Genomic DNA, 14,652 nt, shown 5'->3' with positions numbered 1-14,652 from the left:
GGGGCGGCGGGGGCGAGAGGGCCCGCCTCACGCCCGCCGGCGGAAGACCGGTTTCACCGGGCGGCCGCCGAGCCACGGCGTGGGGTCGCCCGCGTCCAGTGCCTTGCGGTAGACCGCGCAGGCCTGGGAGACGACCTCCACCGTGTGGTCGATGTCGGCATCGTTGAGCGCCGCGCTCACCACGAAGGACGGCGCCAGGACGCCGCCCATCAGCAGCCGCCGCAGGAACAGCGTCCGGTACGGCTGCGAGGGCCGCCCGCTCCCGTCGAGCGTCGCGAAGACGAGGTTGCTGGCCCGGCCCCGCACGAGAACGTGGTCGCCGACCCCCATGCCGGCCGCCGCCTCCCGCACCCCTGCGGCCAGCCGCTCCCCCAGCGCGTGCAACCGCGCGGTGACACCCTCCTCGGCGTACGTCACCTGCACAGCCATCGCCGCCGCCAGGGAGTGCGTCTCCGCACCGTGCGTCGTGGAGAGCAGGAACACCCGCTCACCGGAGTGCCGCAGCCCGCCCCGCTCCATCAGTTCCCGGCGCCCGGCCAGCGCCGAGACGGCGAAGCCGTTGCCCAGCGCCTTGCCGAACGTGGAGAGGTCGGGCGTGACACCGTACAGCCCCTGGGCGCCCGCCTCCGACCAGCGGAACCCGGTGATCATCTCGTCGAAGACCAGGACGCAGCCGTGCCGGTCGGCCAGTGCGCGCAGCCCCTCCAGATAACCGGGTGGTGGCTCGGTCGCCGCGGCAGGTTCCAGGATCAGGCAGGCGATCTCGCCCTCGTACCGGGTGAGCAGCTCCTCCGTGGCGGTCAGGTCGCCGTACGGGAAGGACACGGTCAGCTCGGTGGTCGCGGCCGGGATCCCGGCGGACATCGGCGTCGTGCCGATGAACCAGTCGTCGACGGAGAAGAAGGGGTGGTCGGCGCAGACCGCCACCCGCGCGCGCCCGGTGGCGGCGCGGGCGAGGCGCACCGCGGCCGTGGTGGCGTCGGAGCCGTTCTTCGCGAACTTCACCATCTCGGCCGTCGGCACCGTCGCCAGGAAGCGTTCCGCGGCCGCCAGTTCGACCACCGAAGGGCGGACGAAGTTGCCGCCCCGGTCCAGTTCGCGCCGCACCGCCTCGGTGACGCGCGGATGGGCGTGGCCGAGGCTGACCGAGCGCAGCCCGGAGCCGTACTCGACGTACCGGTTGCCGTCGACGTCCCACACGTGGGCGCCGTGGCCGTGGCTGATGACCGGGGCCAGGCCCTCGGGGTACTGGTCGTCGCCCTTGGCGTAGGTGTGCGCGCCGCCGGGGACCATCGCGTGCAGTCGCGCGTTGGCCTGCCGGGAGCGGGGCAGTTCGAACTCTTCGGTGGTCACTGCGGCCTCACTTCTCCAGCTGCTTCAGTACCTCGGCCAGGCCCGGCGCCTCCCGGTCCCGCGCGGACACCGACGTGACCGGCAGCGGCCAGGGGATGGCGAGTCCGGGGTCGTCGAAGCGGATCGTCACGTCCTCGGCCGGGTCGTGCGGGCGGTCGATGCGGTACGACGTGTCGGCGGTGTCGGTCAGCGCCTGGAAGCCGTGCGCGCAGCCCGCCGGGATGTACACGGTCCGCTGCGTCTCGCCGGACAGGTCGAGGAACGCCCGGCCCAGGTACGTCGGCGAGTCCGGGCGCAGATCGACGACGACGTCGAAGACCCTCCCGTACGAGCAGCGCACCAGCTTGGCCTCGCCGGCGCCCGCGCGCAGATGCATCCCGCGCACCACGCCCCCGGCCGAGCGGGACAGGCTGTCCTGGACGAAGGCGTCCGGGTCCAGGCCGACCGAGCGGACCACGTCGGCGTCGAAGGTGCGGCAGAAGAAGCCGCGTTCGTCGGCGTACGGGGTCGGCTCGAACAGGAACGCCCCGGCGATCGCCGGGACTTCGGTCGCCTTCACAAGGCCTCCTGCGGGGTGCCGGGGGTGCCGGGGATTCCCGGGTGGGCGGTGTTTCCCGGGGCTGCCGGGAACAGGGCGGCCGTCAGCCGGCCGAACTCGCGGGCGAGTTGACGGGCGACCGTCTCGTTCCGCTCGGCCAGTACCCGCCGCAGTTCCGGCGCCCGCTTCTCCAGCTCGCGGAACTGTTCGAGCAGCCGGCCGGCGTCGACCTCGCGGGCCGGGTGGCAGTAGGCGCCCAGGCCCATCCGGTCCATGAGCGCGTCGCTCTTCGCCGCATAGCCGAGGGCGAGCGTCGGCGTACCGGTCCGCAGCGCGCAGACCAGGTTGTGGTAGCGGGTCGCCACCACGGCCTCGGCCGCCGCCGTCTCCGCCATCAGCTCGGCGAGCGAGGCCGCGGGGGAGGCGGTGACCAGCGGCGAGTCCACCGCGTCGAGGATCGCGGCGACCACGGACGCGTCGCACGTGTCGCCGGTGAGCAGCCGCACCGGCCTGCCCTCCTCGGCCAGCGCCCGGACGAACCGGGTCGTGCCGTCGAGGTAGCGCCGGTGGATCTCCCCGGCCCGGTCGCGGTCGTCGTCGCTGCCGTGGAAGTCCATGACGCCGACGCAGACCCGGCCCCGAGCCTCCGGCGGCCCCGGGCGCGCCTTGGGAGCCGGCAGGGCGAAGGCGAGGTCCGGGCAGACCTCGTCGGCCGCCGTGTCCACGCCCATCGCCCGCATCGCCTGGCGGGACTGCTCGTCGCGGTACGAGCGGTACGCGGCCAGCCGCGCCGACCGGCGCACCAGGGCCCGGGTCGCCCGGCTGCCGATCGGGGCGGCGCCCACACCGGCCAGCGCGACCCGCGCGCCCAGCAGCCGGCCGCTCGCGCAGAGCAGGAACAGCGCGTACGGGAACCCCCACGGCCGCAGCGGCAGCGTGGCCTCCAGCACGCCCATGCCCGGCACGATCACCACGTCGTGCCGGCGCACCCAGGCGGCCGTGCGGAAGGCGTCGACGACCTTCCCGAGCCCCTTCCCGGCGATCGCGCCCGCGCGGGAGGCGGTCCGGTACTCGCCGCGGTACCAGTGCAGCCGCGTCGCCGGGATGCCGTACCGGGCCGTGACGGTTTCGGGCCCGCCGCACAGCGCGTCCACCGCCGCCTCCGGGTGCGCGGCGCGCAGATACCCGAGGACGGCCTCCAGCGACCCGTCGTTGCCGAGGTTGCCGGAGCCCAGCAGCCCGAACACCCCGACGCGGACGGCCCTCACGGCTGCCTCTCCGTGCGGCGCACCCGGCCCTCGCGCCCCGCGACCAGCGAGTCGACGGAGACCGCGAGCCGGTCCGGCACCTCCGGGGCCCGGTCCTCGACCCGCTCGCCCGCCCCCGGCCGCGCCCGGCTCGCCAGCCACGCCGCCAGATGGCGGTAGCAGGCGCGCCGGTCGGCCGGGGACAGCGGCGCCCGCCGCACCGCCGAGACGAACCCCCACACGTACTCGGCGAGCAGCCGGGGCGTCGGGTGCAGCGGGCCCGCCCGGCGCGGGTCCAGGTTGACGCACCGGGACCGCTTGGAGGGGTTGGCCCGCTCGGCGCGCGTCGGATGGTCGCGGCGGAAGTACAGCAGCTCGGGCACCTGGTGGAACGGCCCGTGCAGGGTGATCTCGGCGACGAACGTACGGTCCGCGTGGTGGTAGCTGTCGTGCGGCTTCACCCGGCGCAGCACGTCGGCCCGCATCACGCCGTAGAAGTCGTCGCCGCCGGGCTCGAACAGCAGGCTGCGGAAGCGTTCCGGCGCGTGCGGGGAGTCGGTGGCGAGCGTGTACGCGTACGGCACCTTCACCTGGCCGTCGCCGTCGATGACCGCCTGACCGGAGTGGGCGAGGATCACCTCGGGGTGCTCGTCCAGCGCCTCGACGCAGGCCCGCAGCAGGTCACGGGCGTACAGGTCGTCGTGCGAGGCCCACTTGAACAGCTCGCCCCGGCACTCGGTGAAGACGTGAGTGTGGTTCGGGGCGGCGCCGATGTTGCGGGGCAGCCGGAGGTACCGGATACGGGAGTCCTTCGCGGCGTACCGGCGGCAGATCCCCTCCGTGCCGTCGGTCGAGGCGTTGTCGGAGATCACCAGCTCGAAGTCCTCGTACGTCTGGCCGAGCAGGGCGTCGAGCGACTCGGCCAGGTACTCCTCGCCGTTGTACACGGGCAGGCCGATGCTCAGCCTGGGTTGCGCGGTCATGGGGTCCTCACTTCAAGGCTCACGGCTGGCTCACTTCTGGCTCACTTCGGGAAGGGGACGGGTCGTGCCGCTCGCGCAGGGCGGACCGCAGCTGGAGCCACCACACGGCCGAGGCGAGGAGCGTCGCGGCGGCGACGCCCCACGCGGAACCGACCGTGCCGCCCCAGGCCGCCCCGCCGAGCCCGCCGCCCACGTAGCAGACGGAGGCGAACAGCTGGCAGCGCAGGCTGCGCCGGGCCGCGGCGAGCGCCCGCAGCCCGGCCGCCGCGCCGGTGCCGAGACCGGAGCCGGCGACGCCCAGCGTGACCGGCACGATCAGCGCCGAGGCGGAGTTCCAGACGTCACCGAGGACGAGTGCGCCGGCCCGGTCCGGCAGCAGCAGCAGCGCCCCGCCCCACAGCAGCGCGGCGACGGCCTGTCCGCCGCCGAGCAGCAGGCAGAACCTGCCGAGCCGGTGCGGGGCCCGCCGCAGCACCCGGGCCGCCTCCGCCACGGTGACCAGCGAGAGCCCCATCAGGATGGCCATGAACGGGCCCATCAGCAGCTCGGCGCCCCGGACCACGCCCACCGCGCCGACCCCGACGAGCACGCCGAGCCCGTACGCCCGCAGCTGGCTCGCCCCGCTGACGCCGACGTTCTCGACCAGGTACCGGTAGCCGAGGTCCCGGTGCGCGCGCAGCCAGGCGCGGATCCCGGTGAGCCGGGGCCGGATGCCGGACTGGAGGCAGCCGTACCCGGCGGCCACCGCGGCGGAGCCGCCCCAGGCGAGCACGAAGCCGCCCACACTGCCCATCCGCGCCGCCACCACCAGGGCCGGGATCAGTGCCACGCCCCACACGACGTCGTTGACGAACGCCTTGCGGCCGGTGCCCGCCGCGAAGAACGCGTACCGCCAGGCGTCCTGGAGCAGCAGCCCCGGCAGGACCACGCCCAGGCACGCGAACGCGGGCCCCACCCGGCCCCCGAGCGCGAGCCCGGCCGCCAGACACGCCACGCCGATGACGGTGCCGACGCCGAGCGCGGTCCCCGACGACCGGGCCGCCGCCCCGCGCCAGGACTCCTCCGGCACCCCGCTGAACCGCACCACGAGCGGGTCGGTGGCCACCCCGCGGGAGACGCTGAGCACCACGCCGTACGTCACCCAGGCCAGGCTGAACACGCCGAACGCCGTCGGCCCCAGCGAGCGGGCCACATAGACGCCCACCGCGAAGTTGCTCAGGCTGGAGGCGGCCTGGTCGGCCAGGCCCCAGGAGAGCCGGCCGAGGACGGCCCGGCCGGTGGACGGCCGGGTGGACGGCCGGGTGGACGGCCGGGCGGACGGGGGAGCGGGCGCCCCCTCGGGCCCGGCCCGCCCCGCCACCGGTGCGGCCGGTGTCGTCGTGCGCTCCCCCTCCGTGGTCATCGGCGTCACGCCTTGAGCAGTCCGGCGCCGTGCAGGGCATCGGCCGCGTCGGCGACGGTGTCGAACGGCAGCCCGGCCCGCTCGGCGACGTCGAGCACACTGTGCGCCCCGTCGGAGAGGCTGAGCACCCAGAGCATCGCCAGCTGCGCCTGCTCGGCATCGCTCCGCCCGCCCAGCGAGCCGTACAGCCCCCGCCGCCCGAGCTGTGGTTCGCCGTACGGACTGAGGTTGACGTAGCGCCGGTTGCGGTCCAGGACGCCGAACGCCTCGCGGCACACGGCGAGGGTGTCCGCCATCGCCGCCGGGGAGACGAAGTCCAGGTCGTCCGCCGAGGTGTGATATTCGGGGTACCCGGCGTACGGGGTCCGGGTGAGCGAGCCCACGCCGAGGTCGAAGCCGGGGGAGCAGTACTGCCGCTCGTCGTAGCCGTACGGGGTGAACTCCGTGACGCGGTGCGGGCGTTCGGACGCCGTCAGAACGTGCCGCAGCACCCGGTCGATCTCCGCGTCACCCCGCCTGCTCCGCTTGTACGTGAGCTGCCCCGGGTCGCCCGCGCAGGCGAGCACCAGCCCGTGTTTCACGCGGTCGACCCGCTCCCGGTTGCGGGCCAGCCAGGTGATCGCCCCGATGGTGCCGGGCGCGAAGATGAACCGGTAGGTGTAGTAGGGCTTCCGTTCCGCCAACTCCCGTGCCAGGTAGGTCGCCACGGCGATGCCGGCCAGGTTGTCGTTGGCCAGCGACGGGTGGCAGACGTGGCAGGAGACGATCACCTCGTCGGGCACCTGCCCGGGCACGACGTGCTCGGCGTAGGTGAGGTGGCCGTCGGCGAGGGTGGAGTCGACGCGTACCTCGTACTCGCCCTCCGGCAGCGCGTCCAGGGTGTCCTGGGCCAGGCAGAAACCCCACGTGGGCGTGTAGTAGCTCGTGCGGTACGGCACCCAGGAGGGGTGGTCCGGCAGGGTGTGCAGACGGTCGCGCAGCTCCGAGAGCGGCATCCGCGCCGCCACCGGCACGCTGTAGCCGAGCACATGCAGACTGGACTCCCGGAAGTCGACGACCCGCCGGCCGTCGGCGTCGGCGATGTAGGCGTCCCGGATGTTCCACTCCCGCGGGACCGTCCAGTCCAGCACCTGCGTACCGGTCGGCACCTCGTGCACCTGGAGCGGGACGTACTCGTCGACGATGCGCAGGGTCTCGCGCACCCCGTCGCCCGTGATGCTGCGGCAGAGCGGGTACAGCCGCTCCACCAGGGCGTGCATCTCTTCCCCCACCCGGGTCATCGGCGCCACCGCAGGGTGTCGTCCACCGTGCCCGCCTCGGCCGCCCCGCGCAGCACCGCGAGGCGTGTGTAGCGGCGCTCGAAGTCCTCCCGGGTCAGCCCGAACTCGCGGTAGGCGTCGGCGAGTTCGAGGGCGCCCCGCTTCACCGTCCACTCGCAGTCGAAGCCCGGGACCGCGGCCCGGAACCGGGAGAAGTCCACCCGGTACGAGCGCGGATCGGCGCCGGTCTCGCCGGTGATGACCACCTTGGAGCCGGGCACCGCCGCGGCGACCTGGTCGGCGATCTCGGCGACCGTGACGTTGTTGGCCTCGCTGCCGATGTTGAACGCCCGGTCGTGCACCGCCTCGCGCGGCGCGGTCAGCGCGGCCGTGAAGGCCCGTGCGATGTCGGCGGCGTGCACCAGCGGACGCCAGGGCGTGCCGTCGGACATGACCAGCACCTTCCCGGACAGCAGCGCGTGGCCCACCAGGTTGTTCAGCACGATGTCGGCGCGCAGCCGGGGCGAGAAGCCGAAGGCGGTGGCGTTGCGCATGTACACCGGGGTGAAGTCGTCGTCGGCGAGCGCGTGCAGATCGTCCTCCACCCGCACCTTGGACTCCGCGTACGGCGTCACCGGACGCAACGGGGCGTCCTCGCCCACCAGTTCGCCGCCGCCCGCGGCGCCGTAGACCGAGCACGTCGACGCGTACAGGAAGCGCCGCACCCCCGCCTCGCGGGCCAGCCGGGCGAGGCGGACGGAGGCGTGGTGGTTGATGTCGTAGGTGAGTTCGGGCGCCAGCGAGCCCAGCGGGTCGTTGGAGAGCGCGGCGAGGTGGATCACGGCGTCCACCCCGGCCACGTGCTCGGCCGTCAGGTCCCGCAGGTCGACCTGGGTGCCCGGCGGGTCGGCGGGCACCGGGCCCAGCACGCAGTCGGCGAACAGGCCGGAGTCCAGGCCGACGACCTCGTGTCCGGCGGCGGTCAGCACCGGGGCCATCACGGTGCCCAGGTAGCCCTGGTGTCCGGTCAGCAGTACGCGCAAGGTTCAATCCCCCAGGTTCAGAGTGAGTTTGGTGACGTGGAACGCCTCGGCGTAGCGGGCGTGGCATTCGATGCCGCGGATCCGGGCGAGGCCGAGGAAGGCCTCGCGGTCGTACCAGGGGCGGTGGCGCTGCGAGGGGTAGTGCTCCTGGAGCAGCCGCGCCTTCTCCTCGGCGATGTCCGGCGACAGCGGCTGGTAGGCCGTCGGGCGGCCGAGGTCGCCGTCCCACTTGACGATCTCGTAGCCGAGCACGAGGTGGTCGCGGAACGCGCTCGGCATCAGCTTGGCGAGGCAGCGGTGGTCCTGGTGGGCGTCCTCGGTGCGCGGGGCGAGCACGAGGTCGGGCTCGGTCCGGCCGCGCAGTTCCTCGACGGCCGTCTTGGCCTCCTCCCAGTACGCGGGCATCCGCCCGTCGGGCAGCTTGAGCACGGTCAGCCGCAGCTCGGCGTCCGGGCAGAAGGCGGCGAGCGCGGCCCGCTCCTCCCGCTCCCGCTCACCGCCGCCCCCGGAGAGCACCAGCGCGTCGACCCGCAGCCCGGGCCGGGCGCGGCACAGCGTCAGCAGGGTGCCGCCGGCGCCGATGGCGAGGTCGTCGCAGTGCGCGCCCACCGCGACGATCCGCTCCAGGGGCCCGGCGCCGAGCCGGATCACGCGCGCACCTCCGCGCCGTCCCGCTCCCAGACGGCCCACGGGCGGTCGCCGCGCGCGTAGGCGGCGTCGAGCGCGGCCCGCTCCTTGACGGTGTCGGTCGGCCGCCAGAAGCCCCGGTGCTGGTGCGCCACCAGCCGCCCCTGCTTGGCCAGTCGGGCACATCCGTCGGCGACGAGGTCACCGTTCTCCGGGATGTGGTCGAAGATCTCCTGACGGAGCACGAAATAGCCGCCGTTCTCCCACAACGGCAGCTCGCTCACCGGGGTGATGCCCCCCACCAGACTGTCCTCGCCCAGCTCCACGCAGTGGAACGAGGACTGCGGCGGCACCACCATCATCGAGGCCCCGGCGTCGCGCCGCGCGAACCGGTCGATCATCTCGGGCAGCGGGGCGTCGGTGAGCACATCGGCGTAGTTGGCGAGGAACATCTCGTCGCCGTCCAGATGGTGCCGCACCCGGCGCAGCCGCTCCCCGATCGGGGACTCGATGCCGGTGCCCGCGAACGTGATCGTCCAGTCGGAGATGTCGGTGGACAGCAGCTCGGTCCGCCCGCCGCGCAGCACGAAGTCGTTGGACGTCGTCTCCTCGTAGTTGAGGAAGAAGTCCTTGATGTGGTCGGCCCCGTAACCCAGGCACAGGATGAACTCGGTGTGCCCGTAGTGCGCGTAGTAGCGCATCACGTGCCAGAGCAGCGGGCGCGGGCCGACCATCGCCATCGGCTTGGGCACGTCGTCCGCGGCGCCGCTGCGCATCCGCATCCCGTAACCGCCGCAGAACAGGACGACCTTCACGGTGCCACCTCGACAATGCTCAGTTCCGGTATGGGAAAGACCAGCCGGCCGCCCCACTCGCCCACGAAGGACAGCTGCTCGGTCAGTTCGGCGCGCAGGTTCCACGGCAGGACGAGGACGTAGTCCGGCTTGTCGGCGGCGATCCGCTCGGGCTCGAGAATGGGGATGCGCGCGCCGGGGGTGAACCTGCCGTGCTTGTAGGGGTTGCGGTCCACGGTGTACGGCAGCAGGTCGGGCCGGACGCCGCAGTGGTTGAGCAGGGTGTTGCCCTTGCCCGGGGCGCCGTAGCCGACGACCGTCTCGCCGCGCTCGGCCGCGTCGATGAGGAACCGCAGCAGGTCCCGGCGCACCTTGGCCACGCGGGCGGAGAACTCGGTGTAGCCGGACAGCTCCTGGAGCCCGGCGGCCTTCTCCCGGTCCAGGACGTCGGTCACCCGTCGCGTGGGCTCGCCCGCCACCCCGTCGGGGCGGGCCCACAGCCGGATCGAGCCGCCGTGCGTGGGCAGCAGCTCGACGTCCACCAGGGTGAGTCCGCCGCTCGCAAGGGCCCGGGCCGCAGACGCCACCGTGTAGTACTGGAAGTGCTCGTGGTAGATCGTGTCGTACTGGTTCTCCTCGATCAGGGTCAGCAGGTGCTGCACCTCGATGGAGACCCAGCCGTCGTCCGCGACCAGCGCGCGCAGCCCCTGGGTGAAGCCGACCACGTCGGGGATGTGCGCGTACACGTTGTTGGCCACGACCAGGTCGGCCGGTCCGTGTTCGGCGCGGACACCCGCGCCGGTGTCCGGGCTCAGGAACGCGGTGAGCGTGGGCACCCCCGCGTCCCGGGCCGCCGCGCCGACGTTCACCGAGGGCTCGATGCCGAGGCAGCGGATCCCGCGGTCCACCATGTGCTTGAGGAGATATCCGTCGTTGCTCGCGACCTCGACGACGAACGCGTCCGTGCCGAGCCCCAGCCGTTCGACGGCACCGGTGACGAAGGCGCGCGCGTGCTCCACCCAGGAGGTCGAGTACGAGGAGAAGTACGCGTACTGCGTGAACGTCTCCTCCGGGGTGATCAGCGGCGGGATCTGCGCCAGCCAGCAGTCGGTGCACACCCGCAGATGCAGCGGGAACGCCGGTTCCGGCAGGTCGAGTTGGTCCGCGGCGAGGAAGCTCTCGCACGGCGGGGTCGCGCCCAGGTCGACGACGCTCGAAAGCGCCGCCGAGCCGCAGAGTCGGCATCGTGTCATCTACTGCCCCCATTTCGCTCACGCGGGCGCCCCCGCCGCGAGCCGGTCATTGCGTTCCCCTCGGGCGGCGGGCTCTCCCCGCCGCCGGACCGGACCGCGAGTGCGGCGCGGTACCCCTCCACCAGGCGTTCCAGGCCGACGGCCGGACTGAAGTCCCGCTCGTAACGGTCCCGGGCCGCCCGGCCCATCTCCCGGTTGCGGTCACCGTCGCCCGCGATCCGGCGCAGGCACTCCGCCAGCGAGGCGGCGTCGCCCGGCCGGTGCAGCAGCCCGCTCACCCCGTCCTCGACCAGCTCGGTGAAGGCGCCGTGCCCCGCGGCGACGGCCGGGACCCCGGCCGCCATCGCCTCCACGGCCACCAGGCCGAACGCCTCCAGCCAGGTCGAGGGCGCCACCACGGCCACCGCCCGCGCGAGCGCCTCCCGGCACTCGTCCGGGCCGTACAGCCCGGCGTACCGCACGTCGTCCCGGCCCGCCGCCCACGCGGCCACCTCGCGCTCCAGCGGCCCCGCCCCGGCGATCACCAGCGGTACGCCCGCGCCGCCGGACGCGGCCAGCTCGTCCCACGCGGCCATGAGTAGCCGTACGCCCTTGGGCTCCGCGAGCCGGCCCAGGTAGAGCAGATGCTCGCCGGGGCCCGTGCGGCGGGCGTCCGGGCCCGGGTCCGGGACGAAGTTGTGCTTCACCGCGAGCCGTGCGGCCGGCATCCCGGCCTTCACCAGCACCTCGCGCTGGGCCGCCGAGATGCAGAAGAACCGCTCCACGCCGGTCCACCAGCGCCGCCGGTTGACCGCGAGGCTCACCGCGAGCGGCACCGTCGCCGCCCGCGAGTCGCGGTAGCAGCCGTGCTTGACGGCGGGCAGCGGCGAGGAGCCGACGCACTCCGTGCACGGCCGGCCGTCCCGCTGCAAGGTGCCCGGCGGGCAGACCTGCGTGTAGTTGTGCAGCGTGGCGACGGCCGGCACCCCGGCGTCGGCGCACGCGGCCAGTACGGCGGGGGACAGCAGCGGGAAGACGTTGTGCACGTGCACCACGTCGGGCCGCTCGGCCCGCAGCCGCGCGGCCAGCTCCCTGCGCACCGCCGGGTTCCACGGCACGAGCAGCGGCACGGCGGCCTTGCCGAGCGGGGAGCGGGCGGCGATGTCGTCGCTGCGCCGCTCGAACAGCTCGACCTGGTGGCCGCCCGCGCGCAGCAGCTCCACCTCCTGGTCGACGGCCTTGTTCTCCCCGCTGGGCTGCGCCGAGCGGTAGCGGTTGTGCACCACGAGGACACGCATGGTCAGGGAGCCTCCGGTTTCCGGGCCCAGCGCGGGACACGTCGGCGCGGGGGTTCGGGCGGCGCGGGGAGCGCGAGCGGCGACGGGTCCGGGGCCGGCGCCGCCAGCAGCGAGGCGGCCACCGTCAGATGCAGCAGATACGGCGAGGCGTCGCCGAGCCCCGCCTCCGTGTACGACGCGAGCGCGCAGTAGCTGATCAGGAAGAGCGCGCAGGCCCGCGACAGCGACGGCGGCCGCAGCAGCGCGACCCCGCCCAGCACGACGAGGGCTGCCGCCACCAATGAGACGCCCAGCAGGCCCTGTTCGTGGTAGACGGCCAGCCAGCTGTTGTCGATCGGCAGCCCGTCGAAGGACTTGTCGCCCAGCCCCACCCCGAACACCTGCTCGGTGACGGTCCGGGGCGCCGCCAGCAGCGCGTGCCACACCTTGGCCCGGCCGGTGAGGCTGGAGAAGTTCTCCTCGCTCTGCCCGCGCAGGAACCACGCCTGCAAGGCCGAGCCGAACCCCACCGCCGCCACGGCCGCGCACACCACCGCCCAGGTGAAGAACCGGCGGGCGGCGGCGCTGGTCAGGAACAGCGAGCCGATCGCCACAAGGAGCCCGACGAGCAGGCCGAGGGTGGCCGTGCGGGTGTGGGTCAGCGCGAGCAGCACCAGCGACGGCACGATGATCACCGCCGCGCTCGCCCGGTCCGTCCGCCGGCCCAGCAGGAGCAGCACCGTCAGCCCGATGATCACCGCCGCGTACTGGCCGATCTGCGGCGGGGTGAGCGGCCACAGCGCGCCGACCAGCCGTCCGCCGTACAGATCGGGCAGCGCCGCGCCCGGGGAGATGACGGCACCGGCGGCGACCGACCCGAGCACCGCGAAGTACATCCGGATGTGGTGCCGAACGAAGGTGTGGCCGCCGTCCCACCAGCGGCTGAGCAGCCACAGCGTGCCGAGGAACAGCGCGAGCCGGGCGCAGCGGAACAGCGCGCCGAACCCGGACCCCAGATCGGCGCTGGAGATCACGCTCGGCACCAGCAGCAGGGTGAGCAGAAGCAGGAACGCGCCGCCCCGGACGCGCAGCCGGGGATTGACCGCGAGCGCCAGCGCGAACGCGGCGACCAGCGCGCCCATCGTGACCATCTGGATGAGCGAACGGGGCAGCGGCACGATGGTCTTCGCCCCGGCGGAACCGAGGGTGTTGAGGACGAGCAGCCCCCAGACGACGGCGACGGTCCGGGGCGTGCGGCCGGGACGGGACGCGGCGCCGGCCGGAGGCCGGACCGAACCCGGCAGCCCCTCGCCCCGCAGATCCGTACTCATCTCAGCCCCCCGCCCGTGTGTCGAGGGTGCTGCCTGTGTCCTGCCGGTAGGGCGTGGCCCGCCACTCCTCGAAGTCGAGCACCCGGCTCGGATCGTGGGCGACGAACTTCCACGGCCCGACGTAGACGTTGTCGTGCCACCGGTTGCGCTGCTTGCCGGTGATCGCCTCGGCCACCCGCTCGCCCTTGTACGGCGACCAGTCCGGATACGTGCCGTAGTTGGCCAGCACCGCCATCCGGTCGCACTTCACCGTGCAGTCGACGACGGACTTGTCCAGCACGAACCGGTTGGCGTGGATGTCCACCCGCTGGGTCTTCCAGCGGCAGTCCGCGTAGAGCGGCGCGTCGGCGATGGCCGGCCGCGCGCAGCGCTTCGTGTCCTTCACCAGCAGCGTGCAGTCGCCGGAGGAGGTGTTGGCCGGGCTGTTGCAGAACCGGTCGGCGTTCTCCCACAGGGTGATCCCGGACCAGTTGTTCTCCAGTACGTTCCGGTAGATCTCGATCCTGTCCGTACGGGCGGGGACACGCGGCTCGCCGCCGGACTCGGAGATGTACACGGTCGCGAAGGGGAAGTTGTCGCCGCGGTCGGCGTACGTGCGGCCCTCCACCCAGTTGTTGCGCCGGATGGTGTTGTTCCGCACAACCGCGTTGTAGCTGGTCTCGTAGATCAGCGCGGCACCGTCGTTGGCCTCCAGGACGTTGTCCTCGATGCGGAAGTCGTTGTTGTTGGTGTCCGCCCACAGCCCGGCACCGCGGTTGTCGTGCACCCAGTTGCCGCTGATGTCGGCGCCGTCGACGGCCCAGAACTTGACGCCCCCGGTGCAGCCGCAGCCCGGCTTCCGCTTCTCCCAGTCGCCGGTGTTGTTGCCCGTGATCTCGTTGCCCTCGACCACCAGGTCACGGAGCGGGCCGTTGCCCTTGTACGCGTTCATGCCGTACTGCCCGTTGTCGCGCAGACAGCTGTCCCGTACCTCCTGGCGGGACCCGGCCATCAGCCCGGCACCGGAGTTGCGCTGGATCGTCGCGTGCTCGATCACCCAGCCGTCGGCCGAGTCGTGGTTGACCACGCCCTCGTCCGGCGGGGCGACGAACCCCTGCACGGTCAGATGGCGAATGGTGACGTCGGGGGCGGAGCCGCCGAACGCGTACTGGTTGGTCTTCCGCCCGTCGAGCACCGCGCCCGGGGCGCCGAGGTAGCGGTCGCCCTTCTTGGGCACGACCTGGGAGAAGCGGTCGTGGTCCAGGCGGTGCTTGCCCGGCCGCAGCCAGAACGTGGTGTGCGGCGGGCTGCTCTTCGTCTTGGCGGAGAGGTCGCCGACGACCGAGGGGTCGACCGTCACCGCGCCCTTCGGCGCCTTCGCCCATCCCGCCGCGGGCTCCTCGCACACCCGGGCCACATGCCGGGTCACGGACGCGGAGGGTGCGGCGGTCGGCTCCGCCCTCGGGGCGTCCGGCGAGGCGGTGACACAGCCGGACACCAGCAGAACCGGCGCCAGCGGTGCGGCCGTCAGCGCCCAGCGCCGCCAGTTGATCCCCACGCGTCCTCCTCCCCCTTCCCTCTCCATGC

General features: G+C 73.5%; 13 protein-coding genes. All 13 read right to left on the bottom strand.

Features of this window, described 5'->3' with window-relative positions:
• Nucleotides 1-27: 27 nt before the first annotated feature.
• The 13 genes from IO29_RS19005 to IO29_RS18945 are packed head-to-tail and all read right to left on the bottom strand — an operon-like array spanning nucleotide 28 to nucleotide 14,650.
• Nucleotides 28-1,353, bottom strand: coding sequence for a glutamate-1-semialdehyde 2,1-aminomutase (locus tag IO29_RS19005; RefSeq protein WP_030381127.1), 1,326 nt, complete (start codon nucleotides 1,351-1,353; stop codon nucleotides 28-30).
• A 7-nt stretch (nucleotides 1,354-1,360) separates the two neighbouring features.
• A complete protein-coding gene (locus tag IO29_RS19000; protein ID WP_030381126.1) occupies nucleotides 1,361-1,912 on the bottom strand; it encodes a dTDP-4-dehydrorhamnose 3,5-epimerase family protein in 552 nt (183 codons plus the stop codon).
• Nucleotides 1,909-3,159, bottom strand: coding sequence for a polysaccharide pyruvyl transferase family protein (locus IO29_RS18995; protein ID WP_033225584.1), 1,251 nt, complete (start codon nucleotides 3,157-3,159; stop codon nucleotides 1,909-1,911). Before IO29_RS18995 ends, IO29_RS19000 begins: the two co-directional genes overlap by 4 nt.
• Entirely contained in the window at nucleotides 3,156-4,121 is a 966-nt protein-coding gene (locus tag IO29_RS18990; RefSeq protein WP_030381124.1) for a glycosyltransferase family 2 protein, read from the bottom strand. Before IO29_RS18990 ends, IO29_RS18995 begins: the two co-directional genes overlap by 4 nt.
• 19 nt (nucleotides 4,122-4,140) lie before the next feature.
• Nucleotides 4,141-5,532, bottom strand: coding sequence for an MATE family efflux transporter (locus tag IO29_RS18985; RefSeq protein ID WP_051707622.1), 1,392 nt, complete (start codon nucleotides 5,530-5,532; stop codon nucleotides 4,141-4,143).
• Nucleotides 5,529-6,812, bottom strand: coding sequence for a DUF4910 domain-containing protein (locus IO29_RS18980; protein WP_030381122.1), 1,284 nt, complete (start codon nucleotides 6,810-6,812; stop codon nucleotides 5,529-5,531). The genes IO29_RS18985 and IO29_RS18980 overlap by 4 nt, the downstream gene beginning before the upstream one ends.
• Nucleotides 6,800-7,825, bottom strand: coding sequence for an NAD-dependent epimerase/dehydratase family protein (locus IO29_RS18975; RefSeq protein ID WP_030381121.1), 1,026 nt, complete (start codon nucleotides 7,823-7,825; stop codon nucleotides 6,800-6,802). The genes IO29_RS18980 and IO29_RS18975 overlap by 13 nt, the downstream gene beginning before the upstream one ends.
• Nucleotides 7,826-7,828: 3 nt before the next feature.
• Complete coding sequence (locus IO29_RS18970; protein WP_030381120.1) at nucleotides 7,829-8,476, bottom strand: PIG-L deacetylase family protein; 648 nt, start codon at nucleotides 8,474-8,476, stop codon at nucleotides 7,829-7,831.
• Nucleotides 8,473-9,267 (bottom strand): glycosyltransferase family protein, encoded by a 795-nt coding sequence (locus IO29_RS18965; protein WP_030381119.1) that lies wholly within the window; start codon nucleotides 9,265-9,267, stop codon nucleotides 8,473-8,475. The genes IO29_RS18970 and IO29_RS18965 overlap by 4 nt, the downstream gene beginning before the upstream one ends.
• Nucleotides 9,264-10,499 (bottom strand): class I SAM-dependent methyltransferase, encoded by a 1,236-nt coding sequence (locus tag IO29_RS18960; protein WP_030381118.1) that lies wholly within the window; start codon nucleotides 10,497-10,499, stop codon nucleotides 9,264-9,266. Before IO29_RS18960 ends, IO29_RS18965 begins: the two co-directional genes overlap by 4 nt.
• On the bottom strand, nucleotides 10,496-11,776 hold the full coding sequence (locus IO29_RS18955; protein ID WP_033225582.1) for a glycosyltransferase: 1,281 nt from the start codon (nucleotides 11,774-11,776) through the stop codon (nucleotides 10,496-10,498). The genes IO29_RS18960 and IO29_RS18955 overlap by 4 nt, the downstream gene beginning before the upstream one ends.
• 2 nt (nucleotides 11,777-11,778) lie before the next feature.
• Nucleotides 11,779-13,086, bottom strand: coding sequence for a membrane protein (locus tag IO29_RS18950; RefSeq protein WP_030381116.1), 1,308 nt, complete (start codon nucleotides 13,084-13,086; stop codon nucleotides 11,779-11,781).
• Between the two features lies 1 nt (nucleotide 13,087).
• Nucleotides 13,088-14,650, bottom strand: coding sequence for a right-handed parallel beta-helix repeat-containing protein (locus IO29_RS18945; protein ID WP_106969810.1), 1,563 nt, complete (start codon nucleotides 14,648-14,650; stop codon nucleotides 13,088-13,090).
• Nucleotides 14,651-14,652: the final 2 nt, after the last annotated feature.

Source organism: Streptomyces sp. NRRL F-6676, from assembly GCF_000725625.1.
GTDB lineage: Bacteria > Actinomycetota > Actinomycetes > Streptomycetales > Streptomycetaceae > Streptomyces.
This window is presented reverse-complemented; position numbering and strand designations above follow the sequence as displayed.